Origin of the sequence: Lysobacter sp. ISL-50 (assembly GCF_018612875.1) — a bacterium.
GTDB lineage: Bacteria > Pseudomonadota > Gammaproteobacteria > Xanthomonadales > Xanthomonadaceae > Lysobacter.
On the sequence record NZ_JAGGRI010000019.1, the window covers coordinates 118,256 to 143,276 of the forward strand.

The window sequence follows — 25,021 nt, forward strand, 5'->3', positions numbered from 1 at the left end:
GCCCACGACGCATGCGGCGCCGCGTTGCGGCGGACATCGCCGCAGCGGCTTTTCGACAAGTTCAGACAATGGCAAACCCGCATGATCGGCCGCGTCTGCTTGCGCCGGCCCGCGGCGGCGGCTAGCGTGTCGGCGGTCCGCGCTGCCTGCGCGCCGCCTTCGAGCCGACCGTCATGACCTCTCGCCGCCGTTTCCTGCAAAGCTCGCTGTTGGCCGCCGGCGCCGCCGCCTTGCCCGCGTCGGGCGCGGAAAAAAACACCGCCGGCTCGACCGCCCGGCCCGCCGCCGCGAGCGGCGCGCGCGTGGTGTCGACCTGGGATTTCGGCGTCGGCGCCAATCAGGCGGCGTGGCCGGTGTTGGCCGACGGCGGTTCGGCGCTCGATGCGGTCGAAGCCGGCGCGCGCTGGGCCGAGGCCGATCTGTGCAACAACACGGTCGGGCACTGCGGCAATCCCGACCGCGACGGCGTGCTTACGCTGGACGCCAGCATCATGGACGGCGACGGCCGCTGCGGCGCGGTCGCCGCGCTGGAAGACATCGCCCATCCGGTCACGGTCGCGCGCCGGGTCATGGAGCGCACGCCGCATGTGCTGCTGGTCGGCGCGGGCGCGCAGCAGTTCGCGATCGAGCAGGGCTTTCGCAAGCAGCCGCTGCTGACCGACAAGGCGCGCGCGGCCTGGAACGAATGGCGCAAGACTTCGAAGTACCAACCGCAGATCAACGCCGAGCGGCTCGATCAGGCCAAGCCCGGGGATAAATCCAATCACGACACCCTGGGCATTCTCGCCATCGACCGCAGCGGCAAGCTCGCCGGCGCCTGCACCACCAGCGGCATGGCCTGGAAGCTGCACGGCCGCGTCGGCGACAGCCCGATCGTCGGCGCCGGCCTGTACGTGGACAACGAAGTCGGCGCCGCCACCGCGTCGGGCGTGGGCGAGGAAATGCTGCGCAACGCCGCCAGTTTCCTCGTGGTCGAGCTGATGCGTCAGGGCCGCAGCCCGGACGAAGCCTGCCGCGAGGCGATCGACCGCCTGGTGCGCAAGCGTCCGCAGGCCAGCAAGACCTTGCAGGTGTGTTTCCTGGCGATCAGCAAGCACGGCGAAGTCGGCGCGCACGCGTTGCATCGCGGTTTCGTCTACGCGGTGTGCGATGCGAGCAAGCGCGATGCGCTGCTGGATTCGCCGTCGGTCTACACCACGCAACAGACCTGAGCCCGGCGATGACGCGCAAACTCCTGGAGATCTCCGCCAATTCGCTGGCCTCGGCGCTGGCCGCGCAGGCCGGCGGCGCCGACCGGGTGGAGTTGTGCGAGAACCTGCGCGACGGCGGCACCACGCCGTCGTACGGCACCATCGCGGTCGCGCGCGATCGCCTGCGCATTCCCCTGTATGTGCTGATCCGCCCGCGCGGCGGCGATTTCCTTTACGACGAAAACGATCTGGCGGCGATGCGCGCCGACGTCGAAACCTGCGTGCGCCTGGGCTGCGACGGCGTGGTGATCGGCGCGCTGGACGCCGACGGCGCGGTCGATGCCGGCGTATGCGCCGAACTGATCGCGGCCGCTGGAGCGCTCGGCGTCACCTTTCATCGCGCCTTCGACGCCGCGCGCGATCACGGTGCGGCGCTGGAAGCCGTCATCGCCCTGGGCTGCGAACGCATCCTGACCTCCGGCGGCGCCGCCGATGCCGGGCAGGGCGCCGACCGCATCGCCGCTCTGGTGGCGCAGGCGGCCGGACGCATCGCGCTGATGGCCGGCGCCGGCGTCACCGCGCACAACATCGCCGCGCTGGCGCAACGCGCGCAGGTCGGCGAACTGCATGCTTCGGCGAAAGCGCCGCGACTGTCGGCGATGCGTTATCGCAACGACAACCTGGCGGGGTTGTCGCCGGATTGGGTGCAAAGCGACGCGGACATCGTCCGCGCCTTGGCGCAAGCGCTGAACGCCTAGCGGCCGCGGCGTCGGAGCGAAGCGATGGGCCACGAATACGATGCGATCGCCGACGATGCCGGCGACTACGCGCGGCGGCGCGAGAGTCTGCTGCGCGAAGTCGCGGCCTTGCCGACCTTTCGTCGTCAGGCCGGGCCGCACGAACTCTGGCTCAGCGATCCGGCCCGGCCCGCGGACGGCTGGGACGAAGTGCAGTTGCTGTTCGGCGAGACGCGCGTGCGCCTGACTTGCATGGGTGCGCTGAGCCCGGCGGTGCGCGCCGATCTGCGTGAACTGCTGCGGCTGATCGGCGGAGCGGGGCAGGCGCGCTACGTGGACGACGACGGCGAGCCGGCGCAGTTCTGGTGAGCCGCCGATCGCGGGCCGAGCGCGGCCGCGCGCCGAGTCAGGCGATCGGGTCGCCGTATGAACCCGCATGCGGCGATGCCGCCACCGTCACCGCAACGCAGCAAAGTCGCAGCCCGCCCGCATTCCCCGCGCAGCGGCGGATTTTCATCCGACCGCGGCGCTGCGTCCGCCGATTGGCCGAGGCCGCACAAGCCGCGCCGCCAGATTCGGCAAAACAACCACTTAGCGTTCACATCCGCCCTGCGCATGCAGCCGTGAACGGCCCGACTGTGCCCTAGCACAGGTCTATTGCTGCGCCGCGTCATGCAACGACGGGCCCGGTTGTGGTTAATTTAGATCGATCCAATTTGGGGGTTGGATGGGTCGGAGAGGTCCTGAGGGGGCGCTCCGACGTTTGGCCTTAGATCGAGAGAAATCCGTTTCCAGTGTATTTCGGGACCACGGACCGGTCGCCATTGCAGTCCACTTTCCTTGGGGAGCACCGCGAAAATGAGACATTCCACCCTGCAACGCAGCGCGCTGACCTGCGCCTTGTTGTCGGCCCTGTTTGCGCCTTGGGGGGCGCAGGCGGCCGCCGATCAGCCCGACCAGGCCGAGCAAGCGCCGGCCGGCGCCGAAGCCGGCCAGGCCGCCGCCGCGCGCAAGCCCACCGAGATCGACAAGGTCACCGTGACCGGTTCGCGCATCAAGCGCGCCGAGATCGAAGGCCCGGCGCCGGTGTTCACCATCACCGCCGCGCAGATCGAGAAGGAAGGTTTCAACACCGTCTACGACGCGCTGACCACCTTGACCGAAGCCATGGGCACGGTCGAATCCGATATCGCCTGGGGCCAGCACACGGTCAACGCCAGCCCGTTGAACCTGCGCAACATGGGCCCGGGCCGCAGCCTGCTGCTGATCAACGGCCGCCGCGTGGTCGATTACCCGCTGCCGTACCAGGGCAAGAGCAACTTCGCCAACTACAACAACATCCCGACCGCGATCGTCGAGCGCATCGAAGTGCTGGCCAGCGGCGCTTCGGCCATCTACGGCTCCGACGCGGTCGCCGGCGTGATCAACGTGATCCTGAAGAAAGATTTCCAGGGCGATCAGGTCAAGGTCCGCGGCGGTACGTCCACGCGCGGCGGCCGCGACGCGATCGATCTGTCCTGGGCCGGCGGCCGCAGCGGCGACAACTGGAGCGTCACCTACGCCCTGCAGTACTTCAAGCGCGAAGCGCTGCCGGCCGGCGAGCGCGAGTACATGGATTCGGATTTCGACGCGCCGCCGCAGTCGCTCAATCCGCAGGACCGCAAGGTCGGCATTCTGCCCTCGGTCGGCATCCGCATGTTCAACGCCGACACCGGCGTGCGCATGGCGCCGCCGCCCGGTGCCTGCGACCAGTTCAACGGCGAGTTCTTCCTGCAGAACCGCCGCACCTACAACCGCAACACCGACACCATCAGCAACACCGGTTCGCAGTGCGGCCAGAGCGCGGTGTTCCAGCACTGGACCTTGCGCAACGGCAGCGAAGACCGCTCCGGCTACGTCTACGCCAATTACGATTTCGAAAACGGCATGCAGGGCTGGGCGACGCTGGGCGTGTGGAGCTCGCGCGGCACCAACATGACCTTCATGCCGGCGTGGAGCTCCAACGGCAGCTACTTCGACAGCGGCGTCGGCGCGAATCTGGACCTGGTGCGCTACTTCACGCCGCAGGAAATCGGCGGCGCCGAGAACGGCTATACCCATTCCGACGAGTTGTCCTGGGATCTGTCGGCCGGTCTGCGCGGCAAGTTCGGCGAGCGTTTCGACTGGGACTTCAGCATCGGCCGCGCCGAATACCGCGTCGATGAAAAATTCCCCGCGATCCTGACCGCCGAAGCCGATCGCTATTTCCTCGGCGCCAACCGCGACCGGGTCGATCAGGGCCGCTTGTGGAACCCGATCTCGCCGCAGGATTACGCCTCGATCACCACTCGCGGCAAGAACCGCGCCGAATCCTGGCTGAGCTCGGCCAACTTCATCGTCAGCGGCGACCTGTTCGAAGGCTGGGCCGGTCCGATCGGCTTCGCCGGCCAACTCGAAGCGGCCAAACAGGGCTACAGCCTGGCGCCGGATCCGAACTCGCTCGGCGACAACCGCCTGTACGACCAGACCGCCAACATCGACCTGGGCTCGGGCACGCGCAATCACTACGCCGCCGGCGTCGAGTTCAAGATTCCGCTGCTGAAGTCGCTGACCGCTTCGGTGGCCGGGCGCTACGACAAGTACGACGCGGTCTCCGGCGACGCCGCCAGCACTTACAACGCCGGCCTGGAATGGCGTCCCTTCAGCAACCTGCTGGTGCGCGGCACCTACGCGACCAGCTTCCGCGCGCCGGACATGCATTTCGTCTACGCCACGCCGAGCACCTCGGTCGCGGACCAGACCGATTACCTCAGCTGCCTGCGCGCGGGCCAGCAGGGCAATTGCACCTGGGACGCCGGCTTCAAGGTCGAGGACGCGGACATCTCGCGCCAGGGCACGCCGGATCTGAAGTACGAAACCGGCAGCTCGTGGACGGCCGGCTTCGTCTGGGACATCGCCGACGGCCTGTCGGTGTCCACCGACTACTGGCGCATCGAACTTGAGGACGAGATCGACGACGTCGGCGCCAACGACGTGCTGTTGGACGAGGCCTACTGCCTGACCGGCCAGACCCCGACCGGCGAAACCCGTCTGAGCCCGCCCAGCGCCGACCGCTGCAAGCTGCAGCTCGGTCGCGTGACCCGCGGCGCCGATCCCGACGGCGCCGGCCCGCTGCTCGGCCCGGTCACCGAAATCCGCACCGGCCCGATCAACCGCGCCGCGCGCAACGTCGAAGGCATCGACGCGTCGTTGAAGTACCGCTTGAACACCCAGCGTTGGGGCGATTTCAGCTTCGGCTTGAACTACACCAACCTGCTCAAGCTGGAAACGCGCACCGACGACAGCGAACAGATGCAGGAAAAGCGCACCGGCGAGCCGCGCAGCAAGTTCCGCGGCAGCGTCAACTGGCAGCGCAACAAGTGGAACGCCACCGTCTACGCCGATCGCGTCGGCAGCGTGCCCAGCGTGCGCTTCGGCGGCTGCCGCGAGTTCGCCGACGGCTACGTGCCCAGTTCCGACAACTGCGTGGACAACGATAGCGCCAGCCCGACCTACGGCCAGAAGACCGAGAAGTACTGGGGCCGCGTGGGGCCGGCGATCACCTGGAACGTGAGCGCGGGGTATCAGATCACCGACAACGCCAAGATCAACGTCTACGTCAGCAACCTGTTCGACGAGGTCAACGAAGACAAGGATCCGTACAAGAAGGATTTCGCCTTCATCGCCGATCGCATCTTCAGCCCGGTCGGCCGCGAGATCGCCCTGGAATACGTGTTCGACTTCAAGTAAGCAACGCCGCGCCGCGGCGGCCGCACCGGCCGCCGCGGCATTAGTTCACTCTTGCAGCAAGGACTCCACACACGATGGCTGGCACTCCGGTTCGACGCGGGCGCGGTACGGTTTCCACGATGGGCGCGGCGCGCTTGCTCGCCAGAATCGGGCCCCTCGCCGCGGCGTTGGGCCTGGTGCTGGTGTGCGGATCGGTCGCGCAGGCGGCGCAGGCCGCGCGCGATCCGGTGCGCGAGGTCAACACCTTCATCGGCAGCAAGGACGACGGCAACACCTTTCCCGGCGCCTCCGCGCCGTTCGGCCTGATCCAGGTCAGCCCGATCGGCGATCACTACAGCGGCTGGCGCTACGACGATCCGAAGATCCGCGGCTTCGGCCACTCGTTCCTGTCCGGCGCCGGTTGCTGGGAGCAGGGCGGCGTGTTGTCGGTGTTGCCGACCACCGGCGAGATCGGCCCGGGCAAGCGTTTCGACACGAAGGAATTCAAGTCCTTCGATCAGAAGACCTACGCGTCGTCGTACAGCCACGACGGCGAAGTCGGCCAGGCCGGCTATTACAAAGTGCGCCTGACCGGCGAAGCGGCCGGCGACATCGACGCGGAAGCCACCGCGCTCACGCGCGCGGCGGCCGAGCGCTACACCTTCCCGGCCGGAGCGAAGCAGGGCACGATCCTGGTCAACACCGGGCAGGCCAACGAGCGCCATCTGGTGGTCGGCAGCACCGTGCAGGTGGTCGGCGATCGCGCGGTCGAAGGCCGCATCACCACCAAGAGTTTCTGCGGCGGCCAGCAGTACACCACCTGGTTCCGCATGGAGTTCGACCGTCCCTTCGCCAGCCACGGCACCTGGGACGAAACCGGCGGCCATCCCGGCGGCAGCAACAGCATGCAGGGCGACACCCGTCCGCACGGCGCGTGGTTCACCTTCGATACCGCGGGCGGCCGCGCGGTGACCGCGATCAGCGCGATCTCGCACGTCGATGCCGAAGGCGCGCGGCGCAATCTGCGCGAGGAAGGCGGCAAGAGCGGCAAGCCGCTGAGCTTCGATGCGATGCGCAAGCAGGCGCAGGACATCTGGCGCAAGGAACTCGATTCGGTGCGCGTCGCCGGCGGCAGCGGCGACGACCGCACCGTGTTCTACACCGCGCTGTACCACTCGCTGTTGCAGCCGTTGACCGGCAGCGACAGCGACGGCCGCTATCGCGGCTACGACACGCAAATCCACAAGGCCGAGGGCTGGACCTACTACGAGTATTTCTCGCTGTGGGACACCTATCGCTCGCAGAACCAGTTGCTGGCCATGCTGCGGCCGCAACGCGCGCGCGACATCGCCAACTCGGTGCTGAAGATCCATGAGCAGAACGGCTGGCTGCCGCGCTGGGGCTACGCCAACTACGACAGCAACGTGATGACCGGCGATCCGGTCACTCCGTTCATGGTCGATCTGTGGCGGTTCGGCGCGCTGGAAGGCCGCGAGCAGCAGGCCTACGCGGCGCTGCGCGAGAACGCCTACGGCACGCCGCCGGCGCTGGTGCGCAGCAACGGCCGCGCCGGCAATCCGAGTTATCTCAAGGACGGCTTCGTCCAGTACGACCGCGCGTTCCCGGCCAAGAGCATGGACGTGGACCCGCATCACGGCGGTTCGTCCACGCTGGAGTACGCGCTCGGCGATTGCTCGCTGTCGCAGATGGCGCAGGCGCTGGGCAAGAGCGAGGACGCCGCGACCTTGCGCGAACGCGGGCGCAACTGGCGCAAGGTTTGGGACAACGACGCCGCCGATGCCGAACTGGGATTCAAGGGCTTTCCGCGTCCGCGCCTGGACGGCGGCGTGTTCTATTCGGAAACCGACGGCACCTACAGCCCGCGCTCGCACCACGGCTTCCACGAAGGCACCGCCTGGCAGTACCAGTGGCTGACCCAGCAGGACGTGCCCGGCGTGGTCGCGGCGATGGGCGGCGCCGAGCAGACCGGCAAGCGCCTGGATGCGTTCTTCGCCTACGACGCGTTGCTGGCCGATCCGCTCAACGCCGCGCGCAAGCAGTGGGTGGTCGGGCCGTACAGCTATTACAACCAGTACCGCTACAACCCCAACAACGAACCCGATCTGCACAGCCCGTGGATGTACACGCTGATCGGCCAGCCGTGGAAGACCGCGACCGTGCTGCGCTCGGCCCAGGCCTTGTTCACCAACGCGCCCAACGGCGTCACCGGCAACGACGATCTGGGAACCATGTCGGCCTGGTATCTGTTCAGCGCGATCGGCCTGTACCCGGCGGTGCCGGGCAGCGGCGAGCTGCTGCTGCACACGCCGCGTTTCGAGAAGGTCGAACTCGACCTGGGCCAGGGCAAGACCCTGACCATCGAGGCGCCCGGCGCGGACGGGCGCGGCTTGCAGTACGTGCAGTCGGCGAGTTTCGACGGCAAGCCGCAGGACAAGGTCTGGCTGGATTGGAGCGCGCTGCGCCAGGGCGGCAGCTTGCGGTTCGCGCTGGACAAGACGCCGGCGGTGGGCGGGTGGGGGACGAAGGCGGAGGCGTTGCCGGTCTCGGCCTGCGCTTCGCCGAAGTGAATGAGGACGCGCAAGCCAGACGCTTCGATACGTGAATAGACCCGCGCCAGCCTCAAGCCGTCATTCCCGCGAACGCGGGAATCCAGTGTCTTGCCGCGATCTGTCCGAAAGTCGCTGGATGTTCGGCTTCGCCGAAGTAAGGCAGAGCCCGCGTTCGCGGGAATGACGGCATGAAGGAAGACCGCGAGGTTGAGGAACGCGAGCATGCCGCCCCGGTAAGAGCAGCGAAGCAACCGTAAGGACCCAAGCTAGATGAAAGACGCATTGGCCAAATCAGGACGAACCAAACTGCATGCCGCGGTGCTCGGCCTGTTCGGCGCGGCGATCGGCGTGGTGCCGCTGGCGCACGACGCGCACGCGGCGGCGACGAATACGCCCGCGGCCAATGCCGGTTCCGCCGTCCTCGCGCCCGAACTGGTGCCGCTGCCGGCGAAGCTGCAACGCGGCGACGGCGAGTTCGCCCTCGACGCCGCGGTGACGATCTACGCCAACAATGCCGAAGCGCGCGCCGTCGCCCATCTGCTGCGCGATGAGCTGGCCGCGACCCAGGACCTGCAACTGTCGCTGCGCAGCGGCGCCCCGCAGGCGCGCAAGGGCGAGGCCGATCCCAGCCGCTACGTGCAGTTCGTCGCCGAGCCGATCGCCGCCAACGCCGATGCGCGCGCCAAGGAACGCTACTCGCTGGAGATCACCGCGCGCGGCATCCGCCTGGCCGGCCCGCCCGCCGGTCTGTTCTACGGCTACCAGACCTTGCGCCAACTGCTGCCGGTCGCGCGCGGCGCGCAATCGCTGCGCGTGCAGGCGCTGAGCATCGAAGACCAGCCGCGCTTTGTCTATCGCGGCATGCACCTGGACGTGGGCCGGCATCTGTATCCGCTGGCCTTCATCAAGCGCTATGTCGATCTGATGGCGCGCTACAAGCTCAACACCTTCCATTGGCACCTGACCGAGGACCAGGGCTGGCGCATCGAGATCAAGCGCTATCCCAAGCTCACCAGCGTCGGTTCCAAGCGCAAGGAAACCGTGCTCGGGCGCAACATCGAGCCTTATGTCGGCGACGGCCAGCCCTACGGCGGTTTCTACACTCAGGACGAAGTGCGCGAAGTCGTGGCCTATGCGCGCGCCCGCCACATTATGGTGATTCCGGAAATCGAGATGCCGGGCCATTCGCTCGCCGCGCTGGCCGCGTATCCGGAACTGGCCTGCACGCCGGGGCCGTTCGAGGTCGGCGGCAACTGGGGCGTGTACGACGACATCTACTGCCCGAAGGAAGAAACCTTCAAGTTCCTGGAAAACGTGCTCGACGAAGTGGTCGCGCTGTTTCCCGCGCCGTTCGTGCACATCGGCGGCGACGAAGCGCCGAAGACGCGCTGGAAGAGCAGCGAGGTCGCGCAGGCGGTGATGCGCCGCGAAGGCCTGAAGGACGAACACGAGCTGCAGAGTTATTTCATCCAGCGCATGGAGAAGTTCCTGCATTCGCGCGGCAAGCGCATCATCGGCTGGGACGAGATCCTGGAAGGCGGACTGGCCGCGGACGCGACGGTGATGTCCTGGCGCGGCGAGGCCGGCGGCATCGCCGCCGCGCAGCAGGGCCACGACGTGATCATGACCCCGACCCAATGCTGCTACTTCGATTACGGCCAGGGCCCGGCCGCGCACGAGCAGTGGAACCTGGGCGGCGAACTGAGCCTGGACAAGGTCTACGGCTACGACCCGGTGCCGAAGGTGCTCGACGCCGCGCAGGCGCGGCATGTGCTGGGCGTGCAAGGCAATGTCTGGACCGAGTACCTCAAGACCCCGGCGATGGTCGAATACATGGTGTTCCCGCGCCTGCTCGCGCTGGCCGAGGTGGCGTGGACGCCGCAGCCCGATCGCGATTTCGGCGATTTCCAGCGCCGCCTGCGCGGCCAGTTCCCGCAACTGGATCGCGAGCAGGTCGGCTATCGCATTCCCGCGCCGCAGGGCCTGACCGATGCGCTGCAGATCGAGCAAGACGACGCGCGCGAGTACAAACACCGCTTCACCCTGACCCCGGCCGTGCCCGGCGCCACGATCCGCTACACCCTCGACGGCAGCGAGCCGGGCGAAGCCTCGCCGGTCTATCAAGGCCCGATCGAGGTCGTCGTGCCGCTGGGTCAGTCGCGCGAACTGCGCACCGTGACCGTACTCGCCGACGGCCGCCGTAGTGGGGTGCACAGCGCCAGCGTGCGTTATCGCAGTTATCTGCCGGCGCTCGCCAAGCCGGCGCGCGCCGCAAGCGGTCTGGGATATCGCGTGTACGAAGGTCTGTTTTCCAGCCTGGACGAATTCGAACGCGCCGGCTCGCCGGTGGCGCAGGGCGCGGCGTCGTCGCTGGACGTGCTCGCCTTCGGTCGCAAGAACCGTTTCGGCGTGCGCTTCGATGGCTTCATCGAAGTGCCGGCCGACGGCGTGTATCGCTACGCCTTGCAGGGCGACGATCGCTCAGCCTTGTACATCGACGGCGAACCGGTGATCCGCAACGAAACCTACGACCAGACCGTGGTCGCCTCGGTGCCGCTGCGGCGCGGTTGGCATCGCCTGCGCATCGACTGGTATCAGCGCGAAGGCGGGTTGGCGCTGCGCCTGCAATCGGCGGCGCCGGGCCAGGAACTGCGGCCGCTGGACGCGCGCGAGGCGGTGCATTGAATGCCTTCGTTCAAGCGCGCGGACGAAGTCGGAACGGATGTCGCGGCGGGATTTTTTTTGCTGTTGTTTTAGATCGATCCAAATCGGGCGGCGCGGAGTACGCCGGTCCCGCACACACGAACGTAACCTTGGCCGAGGGTTCGGCCGCGATTGGGAGGGGTAGCCAGTGAGCCAGCATCAGAACCGCAAGCCGAGCCAAGGCCATGCGTCGCAACAGATTCCGGGCCGTTCGCGCGGCTTCGCGCATCGCAACGTCCTGACCGCGGCGACGCTCGCGGCCTTGTACCTGCCGCTGCTCGCGCAGGCGCAGGACGCCGCGCCGGCCGCGTCGGGCGAAGTCAAGGCGATCGACAAGATCACCGTCACCGGTTCGCGCATCAAGCGCGCGGAAATCGAAGGTCCGGCGCCGGTCACGGTGATCACCACCGAGCAGATCAAGCGCGAAGGTTTCGCCAACGTGTACGAAGCGCTGAGCTCGTTGACGGAAGTCACCGGTTCCGTCCAGGCCGACGTCAACAAGGGCCCCACGCCCAACGCCAGCCCGCTCAACCTGCGCAACCTCGGCCCCGGCCGCACGCTGCTGCTGATCGACGGCCGCCGCGTCGCCGACTATCCCTTGCCGTACGAAGGCCGCGGCAACTTCGCCAACTTCAACAACATTCCGATGTCGGCGGTGGAGCGCATCGAAGTGCTGGCCAGCGGCGGCTCGGCGATCTACGGCTCCGACGCCATGGCCGGCGTCATCAACATCATCATGAAGAAGAACTTCAACGGCGACGAAGTTCGGATCAAGGGCGGCACCACCACCCGCGGCGGCGGCGATTCCTACGACCTGTCGTGGACGGGCGGGCGCACCGGCGAGAAGTGGAGCGCCACCTACGGCGTGCAATTGAGCGGTCGCGAAACCATTTTCGCCGGCCAGCGCGGCTTCCTCGCCTCCGATCTGGAGCCGGCCGCCACGGTCAAGCCGCTGGTCAACGATCCCTGGCCGTGGGTGTGGGGCGTGGAGCTGATCGACACCGGCGCCAAGCGCCGCGTCACGCCGCCGGCCGGCGCCTGCGACCGCTTCCAGGATCTGCCGCTGCACAACTTCCTCGGCAACGACGGCAACGCGCCCGAGTACCCCGGCTACAGCTGCTCGCAATCGCGCGGCAACTCGCTGTGGAGTCTGCGCAACGGCTCGGACAACCGCTCCGGCTTCGGCAACTTCACCTACGACTTCGACAACGGCATGCAGGCCTGGGTCAGCGCTTCGCTGTGGGACAGCGACGGCGAGTCGCGCCAGGACGAAGCGCTGCGCTTCGAACTCAACCGCGGCGGCGCGTTCTACGACCAGAACACCGGTGGCACCTATCAAGCGCGCCGCGCCTTCACCGTGCCCGAAGCCGGCAGCCGCGATCCGTTCCTGTTCAACACCAGCGAGCGTTCCTGGGACCTCGCCGCCGGCCTGCGCGGCCGCTTCGGCGAGCGCTTCAACTGGGACGCCACGGTCGGTCGCACCGAGTACAAGGTCGACTTCAGCTTCCCGGGCATGCTGCAAGGCGCGGTCGACAGTTACTTCCTCGGGCCGCAACTGGGCACCAACAACGGTTTGCCGGTGTACAACCTGGACATGAACCGGTTCTGGAGCCCGATGACGCCGGACACCTTCCGCCAGCTCACCACGCGCGGCAAGAGCAGCGCGGAATCGTGGATGAACCAGGCCCAGTTCGCGGTCACCGGCGATCTGTTCGAGCTGCCGGCCGGCCCGATCGGCTTCGCCGGCGTGATCGAAGCCGGCTCGCAGGGCTACCGCCTCAACCCCGATCCGCAGACCTTTGGTCCGAACAAGCTCTACGACCAGCCCGGCGGCACCAACCAGGGCGGCGGCGAACGCAAGCGCTACGCGGTCGGCGTCGAGTTCAAGGTGCCGGTGTTCAAGACCCTCAACGTGACCACGGCCGGCCGCTTCGACCGTTACGACGACGACGCGCGCAAGGAGAGCAATTTTACCTGGAACGCCGGCATCGAGTGGCGTCCGATACAAAGCCTGCTGATCCGCGGCGCTTACAACACCACCTTCCGCGCGCCGGACATGCATTACCTGTTCGCCACCAGCGGCACCGGCACCCAGGAAGACTCCGACGTGGCGACCTGCATCAGCCGCGGGCTCGGGCCGGATTGCAGTTCGCAGGCGCTGTACTACCGCCACAACATCGCCCGCACCGGCAACCTCAAGCTCGACAGCGAGACCGGCAAGTCGTGGAGCGCCGGCCTGGTGTGGGACGCGACCGACAACCTGTCGTTCAGCGCCGACTATTGGCGCATGACCATCGACAACCAGGTCCGCGATTTCGACATCGCCGACATCCTCGATCTGGAAAGCCAGTGCCGCAACGGCCGCACGCGCCGCGCCAGCGATCGCATGCAGGTCACCCCGGGCTCCTCGACGTGCCAGGACATCGTCTCGCGCGTCACCCGCAGCGCGCCGGGCACCAATTCGTTCGGCGTGGCCGATCCGAATTATCCGCTCGGGCAGGTGGTCTCGGTGTTCAGCGGCCCGATCAACATCGCTTACCGCGAAGTGGCCGGCGTCGATCTGACCGCGCGCTACAAGATCCCGGCGACCCGCTTCGGCGATTTCAGCTTCCAGTTCAACTACACCAACCAGCTCAAGAACAACGAACAGCGCGATCCGGGTTCGCCGATGCAGGAGAACCGCGACAAGGAAGTGCGCACCTTCGCCCGCGCCAGCGCCAGCTGGAGCCGCGGCCCGTGGAACGCGACCTTGTTCGCCAACCGCATCGGCCACGTCAACGGCGACGGTTACAACGAGTGCGCGCCGATTCTCCCCGGCCAGACCGACACCTCCTGCCACATGGTCGGCAAGCTCAAGGCGCCGGTGTATTTCAACCTGAGCGCGGGTTACCAGCTGACCGAACAGGCCCGGGTCAACCTGTACATCGACAACCTGCTCGACGAGGCCGATTACAAGGACCCGTACAAGAAGTTCTTCGCCTACGCCAATGAGCGCGTGTTCTCGCGCGTGGGCCGTGAAATCTCGGCGGAGTTCGTTTACAAGTTCGATTGATCGCGGCACATCGGAATCGAGCGAGCGGGCCGCCCGGGCCCGTTCGATCGGCGGTACCCCGCGGCGGAACCTGCGCGCACGCCCTCCAGTCGGGCGCGCCGGTTGCGTCGCGGACCTCCCGGGCAAGGCGGTGTACCCCTCAAGGCGCGTTTGCAATGCGCGTTCGCGAGGACTTGTCCGGTTTCGGATCGGGAGCGCGAGAAACGCGCTCCCGCTTTTTCTGGACGTTATTCAGACTCTGCGCCGCAGCGAAGTCTTTTGTAGGAGGGGCTTCAGCCCCGATGCTTTTCGTTACCCGAGTTCCGCGCAATCGCGAAGTCTTTTGTGGGAGGGGCTTCAGCCCCGATGCCTTTCGTTCCAAAACCGCGCAAGCCCATAGCACTCCCGCAACACCCGCCATCCACAGGTGCCTGCATGCCCCACGCCCGATCCTCGTCTGATTCCGTTTCGCGCCTGCGCAGCCTCGCCGCGATCGCCCTGATGCTGATCGCCGCGCTCGCGGCCTACGCCGCCCAGGCCGCGCCGCTGAGCAGCCGGTCGCTGCACGAAGGCTGGCAATTCCGCCTGACCCCGGACGATCCGCAAGCCGCCGAACACCAGGACGCGACCGGCTGGCATGCCGCGACCATCCCCGGCCATGTACACACCGACTTGCTCGCCGCGAAGCTGATCCCCGATCCCTACGTCGGCGCGCGCGAAGCGCAGCTGCAATGGATCGGCCTGGCGCAATGGGAATACCGCAGCCAGTTCGACGTCGATCAGGCAAGCCTGGCGCGCGCGCACAACGAGCTGGTGTTCGACGGCCTGGATACCTTCGCCACGATTTACCTCAACGGCAAGCAACTGCTCAAGGCCGACAACAGCTTCCGCACCTGGCGGGTGCCGGTGGACGGCCAGCTGCGCGAGCGCGGCAACGAATTGCGCGTGGTCTTCGATTCGCCGATCCGCCGCCTGCTGCCGCAGGTGCAGGCGATGCCGAACAAGATCGCCGGCAACTATCCTTCGCCCTACGGCGACGAACCGCGCGATGCGATGACCGCCAACTTCGTGCGCAAGCCCGGTTATCACTACGGCTGGGACTGGGGTCCGCGCTACGTCACCGCCGGCATCTGGCGCGGCGTGCGCCTGGACAGCTGGGACCGGTTGCGCATCGGCGATCTGCATGTGCGGCCCGAGCGTGTTTCCAAACAGGCGGCGCAGACCTCGGTCGAAGTGGAAATCCACAGCGACCGCGCCGACGCGGCAACGATCGAGATCGAATACACCGACGCCCAGGCGCGCAGCAAGACGTTGAGCCAATCCGCGCGACTGCGCGCCGGCGTCAACCGCGTCGCCATCGCGGTGAACATCGCCGATCCGCAGTTGTGGTATCCGGTCGGCTACGGCGAGCAGCCGCTGTACACCTTCAAGGCCGTGGTCCGCGATCGCGACGGAGTGCAGGCCAGCGCGCAGCGCCGCACCGGCCTGCGCAGCGTCGAACTGCGGCGCGAGCGCGACGCGAAAGGGCAGGGCTTCGCCTTCGTGATCAACGGCATTCCGGTGTTCGCCAAGGGCGCCAACGCGATTCCGTTCGACGCGTTTCCGGCGCGGGTCACGCGCGAGCGCCTGCGCCGCGACCTGCAGTCCGCGCGCGACGCCAACATGAACATGATCCGCAACTGGGGCGGCGGCTATTACGAATCCGACGACTTCTTCGAACTGACCGACGAACTGGGCCTGCTGGTGTGGCAGGACTTCATGTTCGGCGGCGGCATGCCGCCGGGCTACGACCCCGCGTTCCGCGCCAATGTGGTCGCGGAGGCGCGCGACAACGTGCGCCGGCTGCGCAACCATCCCAGCATCGTGCTGTGGTGCGGCAACAACGAAGAAGAAACCGCGTGGAAGGATTGGGGCCACAGCAAGAAGCTGATCGAGGCCGATCCCAAGTTCGCGCAGACGGTGTGGGAGGGCTATGTCGCGCTGTTCGGCAAGGATCTGCGCGCGGTCGTGGCCGAGGACGGCGCGGGCGTGCCGTACTGGTCCAGTTCGCCGAGCAACGATCTGGCCGAGAAAGCCAACGACTCCGACAACGGCGACAAGCATTACTGGGACGTGTGGGGCGGCCCGGCGCTGCCGGCCACCGCGTACCTGGAGGAAACCCCGCGCTTCATGTCCGAGTACGGCCTGCAAGGCTGGCCGTCGCTGCGCACCATCGCCGCGTTCGCGCAGCCCGGCGAGCAGGGCATCGATACGCCGGTGATCCGCGCGCACCAGAAATTCCTCGCCGGCGACGGCAATACGCGGCTGCTCAAGTACATCCGCGGCGAATACGGCGAGCCGCGCGATTTCGCCGATTTCGTTTACCTCAGCCAGCAGGTGCAGGCCGAAGGCATCGAACTGGCGGCCTTGCATCACCGCGCCTCGCGGCCGCGCACGATGGGCTCGCTGTATTGGCAGTTGAACGATGTCTGGCCGGGCGCGTCGTGGTCGAGCCTGGATTATTTCGGCCGCTGGAAGCCGCTGCATTTCCACGCCAAGCGTTTCTTCGCCGAACTGGCGATCGCGCCGCTGCGCCGGGTGTCCGGCCCGGACGGCGGCCGCACCGAGTTGAGTCTGTTGTCCGATCGCATCGCGCCGGTCGCGGGCGAGTGGCGGATGCGGGTGATGGATTTCGAGGGCCGCGTGCTGCGCGAGGAGCGCAAGCCGGCGACCTTGGCGGCGTTGGCGTCCACGCGTGTTGGCTCGTGGAGCGATGCCGAACTGCTGGGCGGCGCCGATCCCAAACGCACCGCGGCGGTGTTCGAGTTGATCGTCGATGGCCGCACGGTCTCGCGCCGCGCGGTGTATTTCGCCGAGTCGCGCCTGCTGGCGTGGCCGGACCCCAAGCTGAGCGCGCGCTTGCGCCGCGATGGCGACGGCTATGTGCTCAGCGTCCACGCGGATAAGTTCGCGCGCGCGGTGTGGGTGGATTTCGGCGATCAGGACGTGAGCCTGGCCGACAATGCGTTGACCTTGCTGCCGGGGGAGACGGTGGAGATCGCGGTGCGGTCGGCGGCGGATCTGGCGGGCTTGCAGAAGGGGTTGAATTTGCGGTCTTTGTATCGGCGCTGATGAGGGTTCTGTCGCGCGTGGGGCAAATCCCCCGCGCTGGGGCGTCGCCTGACTTCGGGGGGGCGCCGGGCGCTGACCCCCTTTTGCAAAGGGGGCTCATTGATGGGCTTGGTTGGGGCTCCAGTATCGACAGCCGGCTCTCCCGTCTACCACCCACCCATGCTGCCCCCGTTCCCGCGCTCTTCCCCCTTACCCGTGCTGTTCCCCCCTTTGAAAAAGGGGGGAAGGGGGGATTTGCTCCAGCCGCCGCGCAAGCCCGGACAAGCGCCTACGATTAGCTAGGCTCCGGAAAAAGCCGCTCACCCACGTCGCTTCGGTTCCCCAAGCCACCCCGCCACCCAGTTTGCTAGAATCGCCGGTTCATCCGCATCCAGACACCGGACATGATCGAACTCAATCCCGTCCGCCAGCGCATCGCCGACCTCAAGGGCCGGTTGGATTCGCTCAGGGGGTATCTTTGACTACGACGCCAAGGTCGAACGTCTCGAAGAAGTAAACCGCGAACTCGAAAGCCCGGACATCTGGAACAACGCCGAGCGCGCCCAGGGCCTGGGCCGCGAGCGCGCCGCGCTGGAAAAGGTCGTCAACGGCATCCGCACCCTGACCGAGGGCCTGCTCGGCGGTCTGGAGCTGCTGGAACTGGCGGAAATGGAAGACGACGAATCCACCGCGCAGGCCGTGGTCGAGGACGTCGAGCGTTACGCGAAGGAAGTCGAGAAGCTCGAGTTCCGCCGCATGTTCTCCGGGCAGATGGACTCGGCGTCGGCCTTCGTCGACATCCAGGCCGGCGCCGGCGGCACCGAGGCCCAGGACTGGGCAGAAATCCTCCTGCGCATGTACCTGCGCTGGGCCGAATCGCGCGGCTGGAAGGCCGAGCTGATGGAAGTCAGCGGCGGCGACGTGGCCGGCATCAAGTCGGCGACCTTCCGCGTGGAAGGCGATTTCGCCTACGGCTGGCTCAAGACCGAAACCGGCGTGCACCGCCTGGTGCGCAAGTCGCCGTTCGACTCCGACAACCGCCGCCACACCAGCTTCACCTCGGTGTTCGTGTCGCCGGAAGTGGACGACAAGATCGAGATCGACATCAATCCGGCCGACCTGAAGACCGACGTCTACCGTTCCTCCGGCGCCGGCGGCCAGCACGTCAACAAGACCGAGTCGGCGGTGCGTATCACCCACGTGCCCAGCGGCATCGTGGTCGCCTGCCAGACCGAGCGCAGCCAGCACGCCAACCGCGACCGCGCGATGAAGATGCTCGCCGCGAAGCTGTACGAGCTGGAAATCCAGAAGCGCAACGCCGAGCGCGACGCGGTCGAGGCGACCAAGTCCGACATCGGCTGGGGCAGCCAGATCCGCAACTATGTGCTCGACCAGAGCCGGATCAAGGACCTGCGCACCGGCATCGAACGCAGCGACACCCAGAAGGTGCTCGACGGCGATCTGGACGAATTCGTCGAGGCCAGCCTGAAATCGGGGCTGGAGGTCGGTTCGAAACGTACCGACGCGGTGTAAGGCCGCGTCGTTCCGCCGAACCCTTCTTCGGCGGCCTCACTGCACCATCGGTTTGCCGCGAGATTCTCAGGTCGTCATCCCCGCCTTCGCGGGGATGACGGTGGCAAGGGCGGCGGTCACTCGATGGCATTCCGCGGATCGCCAAACCTTTCCAGGCCGCCGCCGTCGTCTCGCTCCGTGCTCATTGCAGCCACCCGCGCAAGCACCGACTCCGCGACTTCAGTACTCTCCACCCCTCAAGCTTCCCCAAGCCCTACCCAAACGCCAAGACCATGACCGACGACAACCACCTGCCGCCCATCGACGAGAACCATCTGATCGCCGAGCGTCGGGCGAAACTCAAGGCCTTGCGCGGCGAGGGCATCGCGTTCCCGAACGATTTCCGCCGCGGCGACTACGTCGGCGACCTGCAGACGCGCTACGGCGACGCCGATCACTGGACCCAGGAAGCGCTCGACGCCGAGGCGCAGCGGGTGGTCGTGGCCGGGCGCATCGTCGCCAAGCGGGTGATGGGCAAGGCCAGCTTCGTGCAGATCCAGGACGAATCCGGGCGCATCCAGTTGTTCCTGCAATCCAACGCACTGGGCGAGGCCTACGAGGCCTTCAAGGGCTGGGACCTGGGCGACATTATCGGCGCGCAAGGTCCGCTGACCCGGACCAAGACCGGCGAGCTGTCGGTGCGCGCCGACCAGCTGCGCCTGCTGACCAAGTCGCTGCGGCCGCTGCCCAGCAGCTGGTTCGGCCTGGCCGACGTGGAGCAGCGCTACCGCCAGCGCTACGTCGATCTGATCGTCTCGCCCGACGCGCGCGAGGTGTTCGTCAAGCGCTCGCGCATCATCCGCTCGATGCGCGCCTGGCTCGACAGCCGCCGTTTCCTGGAAGTGGAAACGCCGATGATGCATTACATCCCCGGCGGCGCCGCGGCCAAGCCGTTCACCACCCACCACAACGCGCTGGACCTGGATCTGTACCTGCGCGTGGCCCCGGAGCTGTACCTCAAGCGCCTGGTGGTCGGCGGCCTGGAGCGGGTCTACGAGATCAACCGCAACTTCCGCAACGAGGGCGTGTCAACGCGGCACAACCCCGAATTCACCATGCTCGAACTGTACGAGGCCTACGCCACCTACACCGAGATCATGGATCTGACCGAGGCGGTGATCCGCCACGCCGCGCAGGACGTGCTGGGCACCACCCAGGTCGAGTGGGACGGCAACGCGATCGACCTGGGCCCGGGCTTCCGGCGCTGGTCGATGATCGACGCGGTGCTGGAGCACAACCCGGAAATCAAGCGCGAGGAACTGCGCGACCTGACCGCCATGCGCGCCCACTGCGCGCGCCTCAAGGTACCGGCCAAGGCCTCCTACGGCTGGGGCAAGTTGCTGCTGGAAATCTTCGAGAAGACCGTCGAGCACACGCTGATCCAGCCGACCTTCATCACCGATCATCCGGTCGAGGTGAGCCCGCTGGCGCGCGCCAACGACATCGATCCGGAACTCACCGACCGCTTCGAACTGTTCATCGGCGGCAAGGAACTGGCCAACGGCTTCTCCGAACTCAACGACCCGGAAGACCAGGCCGCGCGTTTCCAGGCCCAGGTCGAGCAGAAGGCCGGCGGCGACGACGAGGCCATGCACTTCGATGCCGACTACATCCGCGCGCTGGAAGTGGGCCTGCCGCCGACCGGCGGCCTGGGCGTGGGCATCGATCGTCTGGTGATGCTGCTGACCGGTTCGTCCTCGATCCGCGACGTGCTGCTGTTCCCGTACATGCGCCCGGAAAGCGGTGGTTGATGAGCGCGCGGGCTTGAGCGCGCCGGCCGCACCGGCCGCGCCGGCCATTGCGGCCGGCCTGGGCCGCATCGGGCCCAGAGCGCGGCCGCACAACGCGGCCTACACTTCGCCGCGGCCAGCATCGGTTGGCCGTTCCTGCAGGCCGTTTGCGTGTAAACCGTGATGAACGGCGCGCATTGCGGCTCCGGATCAGGTGAACGCCGGCCCAAGCGAAATGTGCCGGGACTTTCGGCGGCTGTCTTGGGCTACGCGGCGGGGTATGCTCCCAGGTCGGCCGCCGCAGGGGGCGGTCTCACTACGGGTACCGGTGTGTGAACGTCGTTATCGTCGATGACCAAACGTCCGCGCGGACGATGCTGCGCCACATCATCGAGGACATCGCGTCCGAGTTGTCCGTGCACGACTTCGGCGAGCCCGAAGCCGCGCTGGCCTGGTGCGAGAGCCACCAACCGGATCTGCTGCTGCTCGACTACCGCATGCCCGGCATCGACGGCCTGGAGTTCGCGCGCCGCTTCCGCCGCCTGCCGATGCACCGCGACATCCCGATCATCCTGGTCACCGTGGTCGGCGACGAGCCGGTGCGCCAGGCCGCGCTGGAAGCCGGGGTCATCGATTTCCTGGTCAAGCCGGTGCGCCCGCGCGAACTGCGCGCGCGCTGCCGCAACCTGCTGCAACTGCGCCAGCAGTCAGAGAACGTCAAGCAACGCGCGCTGTCGCTGGAACAGCGGCTGCTGTCGAGCATGCACGAGGTCGAGGAGCGCGAGCGCGAGACCTTGTCGCGGCTGGCGCGCGCGATCGAATTCCGCGACGCCGGCACCAGCGCCTACCTGGAGCGCATGGCCCACATCGCCGGCCTCATCGCCGAGCAACTGGGCATGTTCGAGGACGAGATCCGGGTCATCGAGATGGCCGCGCCGCTGCACGATATCGGCAAGATCGCCATTCCCGACGCGGTGCTGATGAAGCCCGGCCCGCTGACCGAGGAGGAGACGGCGATCATGCGCCGCCATCCCAAGATCGGCTACGAACTGCTCAGCGGCAGCCAGAACCGCTTCATTCAGGCCGGCGCCCTGATCGCTCTGCGCCATCATGAACGCTACGACGGTTCGGGCTATCCCGACGGCCTGATCGGCGATGAAATTCCGCTGGAAGCGCGCATCGTGGCGGTCGCGGACGTGTTCGATGCTCTCATTTCGCCGCGTCCGTATAAAAAAGCCTGGGACGTGGACGCCGCCTTGGGGTATATGTACGCCCAACGCGGGCGTCTGTTCGATCCGCGCTGCGTGGACGCGCTGATCCGCAGCCGCGCCCGGCTCGACGAAATCTGCCAACGCTATTCGACGAGTTCTACCCGCCCCGGCTTGGAGTAGCCGATGCTCGCCATTCTCGGCAAGGTCAGAAAGCGCCTCTCGCAACGGCCCGACAGCGAGCATGCGCAGAACCTGGTGCGCGTGGTCATCACCGCCTTGTTCATCGCCTACCTGGGTTGGCGCTACCTGGGCCAGGACGTCGGCGACACCTTGCCGGCGACCTGGCTGATCCTGATCGGCGAGCTCACCGTCGCGGTCGGGCTGATGGTCGCCATCGTGATGCGCCCCGGCGTTTCGCACGCGCGGCGCTGGATCGGCATGCTCACCGACTACAGCGCGATGGGCGCGATCATGTGCATCGAAGGCGAGCCGGCCTCGCCGCTGTACGCGGTCTACCTGTGGGTGACCATCGGCAACGGCATGCGCTACGGCAACCGCTATCTGCGCATCGCCACCGCGCTGGCGTCGTTGTCGTTCTTCTGCGTGATCATGATTTCGCCGTACTGGCGCGCCAATCCGTATCTATCGTGGGGGCTGCTGATCGGCCTGACCGCGGTGCCGCTGTATTTCGATTCGCTGCTCAACGCGCTGACCCGCGCGGTCGAGGATGCGCGCCGCGCCAACGAGGCCAAGAGCCGGTTCCTGGCCAACATGAGCCACGAATTCCGCACCCCGCTCAACGGCCTGGCCGGCATGTCCGAGCTGCTGGCGACCACGCGCCTGGACAGCGAGCAGCGCGAGTGCCTCAACACCATCCAGGCCTCCACGCGCAGCCTGCTGTCGCTGGTCGAGGACGTGCTGGACATCTCCGCGATCGAGGCCGGCAAGCTGCGCCTGGATCTGGTCGAGTTCGAGCCGCGCGAGCTGGTCGAAGGCATCGGCCTGATCCTGCAGCCGCAGGCGCGGGCCAAGCAGTTGCGCTACGAATCGCGGATCGCCGACGACGTGCCGCAGAGCTTGCGCGGCGACGTGGTGCATCTGCGCCAGGTGCTGCTGAATCTGGCCGGCAATGCGGTGAAGTTCACCGACGAAGGCTCGGTTCGGCTGGAAGTGATGCTGGCCGGCGATGCCGACAGCGGCGGCCTGCGCCTGCGCTTCACCGTCACCGATACCGGCATCGGCATCCCGGTGGCGGTGCGCAAGCGGTTGTTCGAGGCCTTCGAGCAGGCCGACGTCGGCCTGGCCCGGCGTTACGGCGGCACCGGCCTTGGCACTACCATCGCCAAGGGCCTGACCGAGGCGATGGGCGGCAGCATCGGGTTCGAAAGCACCGAGCAGCGCGGCAGCCGGTTCTGGGTCGAACTGCCGTTCGACAGCGTCGCCGCGCCCGCCGCGGACCCGTACAAGCCCGCGCTCGCCGGCGCCGAGGCCGCGGTCAAGGAAACCCCGGAGAACGTGATCGCGTTTTCCGATCCGTTCCTGCGCCACCGCGCCCGCGTGCGCAGCCTGTCGCTGCTGGTCGCGGACGATCACGAAGCCAACCGCATGGTGATCACCCGCCTGCTGCAGAAAGCCGGCCATCGCGCGATATGCGTGGATGGCGGCGAGGCGGTGCTGGAGGCGTTGGCCAGTTCGGACTACGACGCGGTCATCGTCGATCTGCACATGCCCGGCGTCAGCGGCCTGGACCTGCTGCGCGAGCTGCGGGTGATGGAAGCCGGCAGCGGCGGCCGGCGCACCCCGGTGATTGTGTTCAGCGCCGACGTCACGCCCGAATCGATCCAGGCCTGCGAACGCGCCGGCGCCCGCGCCTTCCTGTCCAAGCCGGTGGCGACCTCGCGCCTGCTAGACACCCTGGCCGACATCGCCTCCAGCGCGCGGGTCAACGGCCCGCTGATCGCGCCGATGACGCGCGCCGCCTCATACGTGAGCGGCGATCAGGTGCTCGATGCGGCGATCCTGGACGAACTGGGTGCGCTCGGCATGGGCGAGGGCTTCGAACGCGAATTCGTCCGCCAGTGCCTGCGCGACGCGGACGCCTGCGTGAGCGCGCTCGGCGTGGCCGGCAGGCAGGGTGATTGGGACCGGGTCCGCGAGCATGCCCACGCGCTCAAGGGCGTGGCCAGCAATCTGGGTTTGGTGCGGCTGGCCTCGGCCAGCGGCGAGTTGATGCACTTGATCGACCAGCAGATGCCGCGCGAATGGCAATCGCGGGTGTCCGGTCTGGGCGAGCGCCTGGCCCAGGGGCGGACGGCGCTCGACTCGCGCGAGCGGTCCCGTCACGCTCGCGACGACAGCGAGCGTTCCCCCTGATTCATCCCCCTGATGCGGCAGCGGCGGCGAGCGCGCGCTCCCGGACTGGCATCAGGCGGCTTCGATTCCCGTGCGGCGCGATTGCGCGCGAACCAGGCGATCCATCGTGCGCAGCGACTTGTCGCCCAGTTGCATCGCGGTATCCACCCAGATCTCGGTGATCTTCATCATCTCCTCCAGGCTCACGCCCTGGGCCAGTTCGCGCACCTGATGCATGGCCGCGCGCGCGTGCGGCACCCGCCGGTTGGCGCGGATCACTTCCTCGACCGCCTGCAGGCCCTGGCCGCGCGGCGCGACCACGTCGACCACGCCCATCGCGTGCAACTCTTCGGCCGTGTACAGATCGCCTTCGAGCATCAGTCGCTCGGCCTGGCGCGGGGCGATGCGCTTGCACAGGAACGAATACGCGCCCATGCCCGGGAACAGGTCGAACAGGACCTCGGGCAGGCCCATCAGCGCGCCGGCTTCGGCGACGATGGTGTGGCAGCTCAGCGCCGCCTCGAAGCCGCCGCCGAGCGCGTTGCCCTGGACCAGGGCGATGGAGTGCACGCCCGCGCCGAGGCCGGCGTGGAAGGCGTGCACGCCGCGCACGCACTGGCGCGCGTAGTCGAGCAGGCCGTCGCGGTCGCGTTCGCGGATCAGCCGGCAGAACAGCTCCAGATCGCCGCCGAGATTGAACACGTCGTGATCCGAGGCCAGGACCACGTGGGCGAGGCCGTCGCGGTCGCCCTGGCGCATCCGTTCGCCGAGATGACGCTGGTAAGACAGGATGTCGTCGATCAACGACGGCGTGAAGCACGCGCGTCCGGGCGCGCGCGCCAGGTTCGCGTGCATGTGGCACCAGTACACGTCCCGATCGAACTCTTCGACGATGCGCAGAGTGCGGCCGGAATGCGGGCGAGGAAAGGGTTGTACGACGGACATGGCGGTATCTCCGGTAAGAGCCGTCCCGCCGGCCGCATCAGGACGGCTTGTGTGTGGTGGTGGGCTGCGTCCGGGACCGAGGATTCTATGCACCTAAAATGAAGCCCCCGCAAGGAGGAGATCCGTGCGGGGGCTTGGAGGCG

General features: G+C 67.4%; 13 protein-coding genes. 12 read left to right on the top strand and 1 reads right to left on the bottom strand.

The features are described from left to right. Positions 1 to 173: 173 nt before the first annotated feature. From J7J50_RS12305 to J7J50_RS12360, 12 genes are all read left to right on the top strand, one after another. Positions 174 to 1,211 (top strand): N(4)-(beta-N-acetylglucosaminyl)-L-asparaginase, encoded by a 1,038-nt coding sequence (locus J7J50_RS12305; protein WP_215057907.1) that lies wholly within the window; start codon positions 174 to 176, stop codon positions 1,209 to 1,211. A gap of 8 nt (positions 1,212 to 1,219) precedes the next feature. Beyond that, positions 1,220 to 1,948, top strand: a complete 729-nt coding sequence (locus J7J50_RS12310; protein WP_215057908.1) for a copper homeostasis protein CutC — start codon at positions 1,220 to 1,222, stop codon at positions 1,946 to 1,948. A 24-nt stretch (positions 1,949 to 1,972) separates the two neighbouring features. After that, positions 1,973 to 2,296 (top strand): hypothetical protein, encoded by a 324-nt coding sequence (locus J7J50_RS12315; protein ID WP_215057909.1) that lies wholly within the window; start codon positions 1,973 to 1,975, stop codon positions 2,294 to 2,296. Between the two features lie 489 nt (positions 2,297 to 2,785). Beyond that, the gene (locus J7J50_RS12320) at positions 2,786 to 5,695 is read left to right on the top strand and encodes a TonB-dependent receptor (RefSeq protein ID WP_215057910.1); all 2,910 of its coding nucleotides are present in this window, start codon (positions 2,786 to 2,788) and stop codon (positions 5,693 to 5,695) included. A 74-nt stretch (positions 5,696 to 5,769) separates the two neighbouring features. Further along, the gene (locus J7J50_RS12325; protein WP_251044509.1) at positions 5,770 to 8,262 is read left to right on the top strand and encodes a GH92 family glycosyl hydrolase; all 2,493 of its coding nucleotides are present in this window, start codon (positions 5,770 to 5,772) and stop codon (positions 8,260 to 8,262) included. A 252-nt stretch (positions 8,263 to 8,514) separates the two neighbouring features. After that, positions 8,515 to 10,929 carry a family 20 glycosylhydrolase gene (locus J7J50_RS12330; RefSeq protein ID WP_215057912.1) on the top strand — a complete coding sequence of 805 codons (2,415 nt, stop codon included), beginning with the start codon at positions 8,515 to 8,517 and terminating at the stop codon, positions 10,927 to 10,929. Positions 10,930 to 11,095: 166 nt separating this feature from the next. Next, on the top strand, positions 11,096 to 13,999 hold the full coding sequence (locus J7J50_RS12335) for a TonB-dependent receptor (protein ID WP_215057913.1): 2,904 nt from the start codon (positions 11,096 to 11,098) through the stop codon (positions 13,997 to 13,999). 480 nt (positions 14,000 to 14,479) lie between these two features. Then, positions 14,480 to 17,089 (top strand): glycoside hydrolase family 2 protein, encoded by a 2,610-nt coding sequence (locus J7J50_RS12340; RefSeq protein WP_251044520.1) that lies wholly within the window; start codon positions 14,480 to 14,482, stop codon positions 17,087 to 17,089. A gap of 383 nt (positions 17,090 to 17,472) precedes the next feature. Beyond that, positions 17,473 to 18,601, top strand: a protein-coding gene (gene prfB, locus J7J50_RS12345) for a peptide chain release factor 2 (protein ID WP_215057915.1) whose coding sequence is annotated in 2 segments (ribosomal slippage) — positions 17,473 to 17,547 and positions 17,549 to 18,601 — 1,128 coding nt in all. Because the reading frame shifts where the segments join, the coding sequence is not laid out codon by codon here. Positions 18,602 to 18,873: 272 nt separating this feature from the next. Then, on the top strand, positions 18,874 to 20,391 hold the full coding sequence (lysS, locus tag J7J50_RS12350; protein WP_215057916.1) for a lysine--tRNA ligase: 1,518 nt from the start codon (positions 18,874 to 18,876) through the stop codon (positions 20,389 to 20,391). A 311-nt stretch (positions 20,392 to 20,702) separates the two neighbouring features. Beyond that, complete coding sequence (locus J7J50_RS12355) at positions 20,703 to 21,761, top strand: two-component system response regulator (RefSeq protein ID WP_057942810.1); 1,059 nt, start codon at positions 20,703 to 20,705, stop codon at positions 21,759 to 21,761. A gap of 3 nt (positions 21,762 to 21,764) precedes the next feature. Further along, a complete protein-coding gene (locus J7J50_RS12360) occupies positions 21,765 to 23,954 on the top strand; it encodes an ATP-binding protein (protein WP_215057917.1) in 2,190 nt (729 codons plus the stop codon). A gap of 51 nt (positions 23,955 to 24,005) precedes the next feature. Here the strand turns inward: J7J50_RS12360 and J7J50_RS12365 are convergent, their stop codons facing one another. Next, the gene (locus J7J50_RS12365) at positions 24,006 to 24,878 is read right to left on the bottom strand and encodes a crotonase/enoyl-CoA hydratase family protein (protein ID WP_215057918.1); all 873 of its coding nucleotides are present in this window, start codon (positions 24,876 to 24,878) and stop codon (positions 24,006 to 24,008) included. Between the last annotated feature and the right edge of the window lie 143 nt (positions 24,879 to 25,021).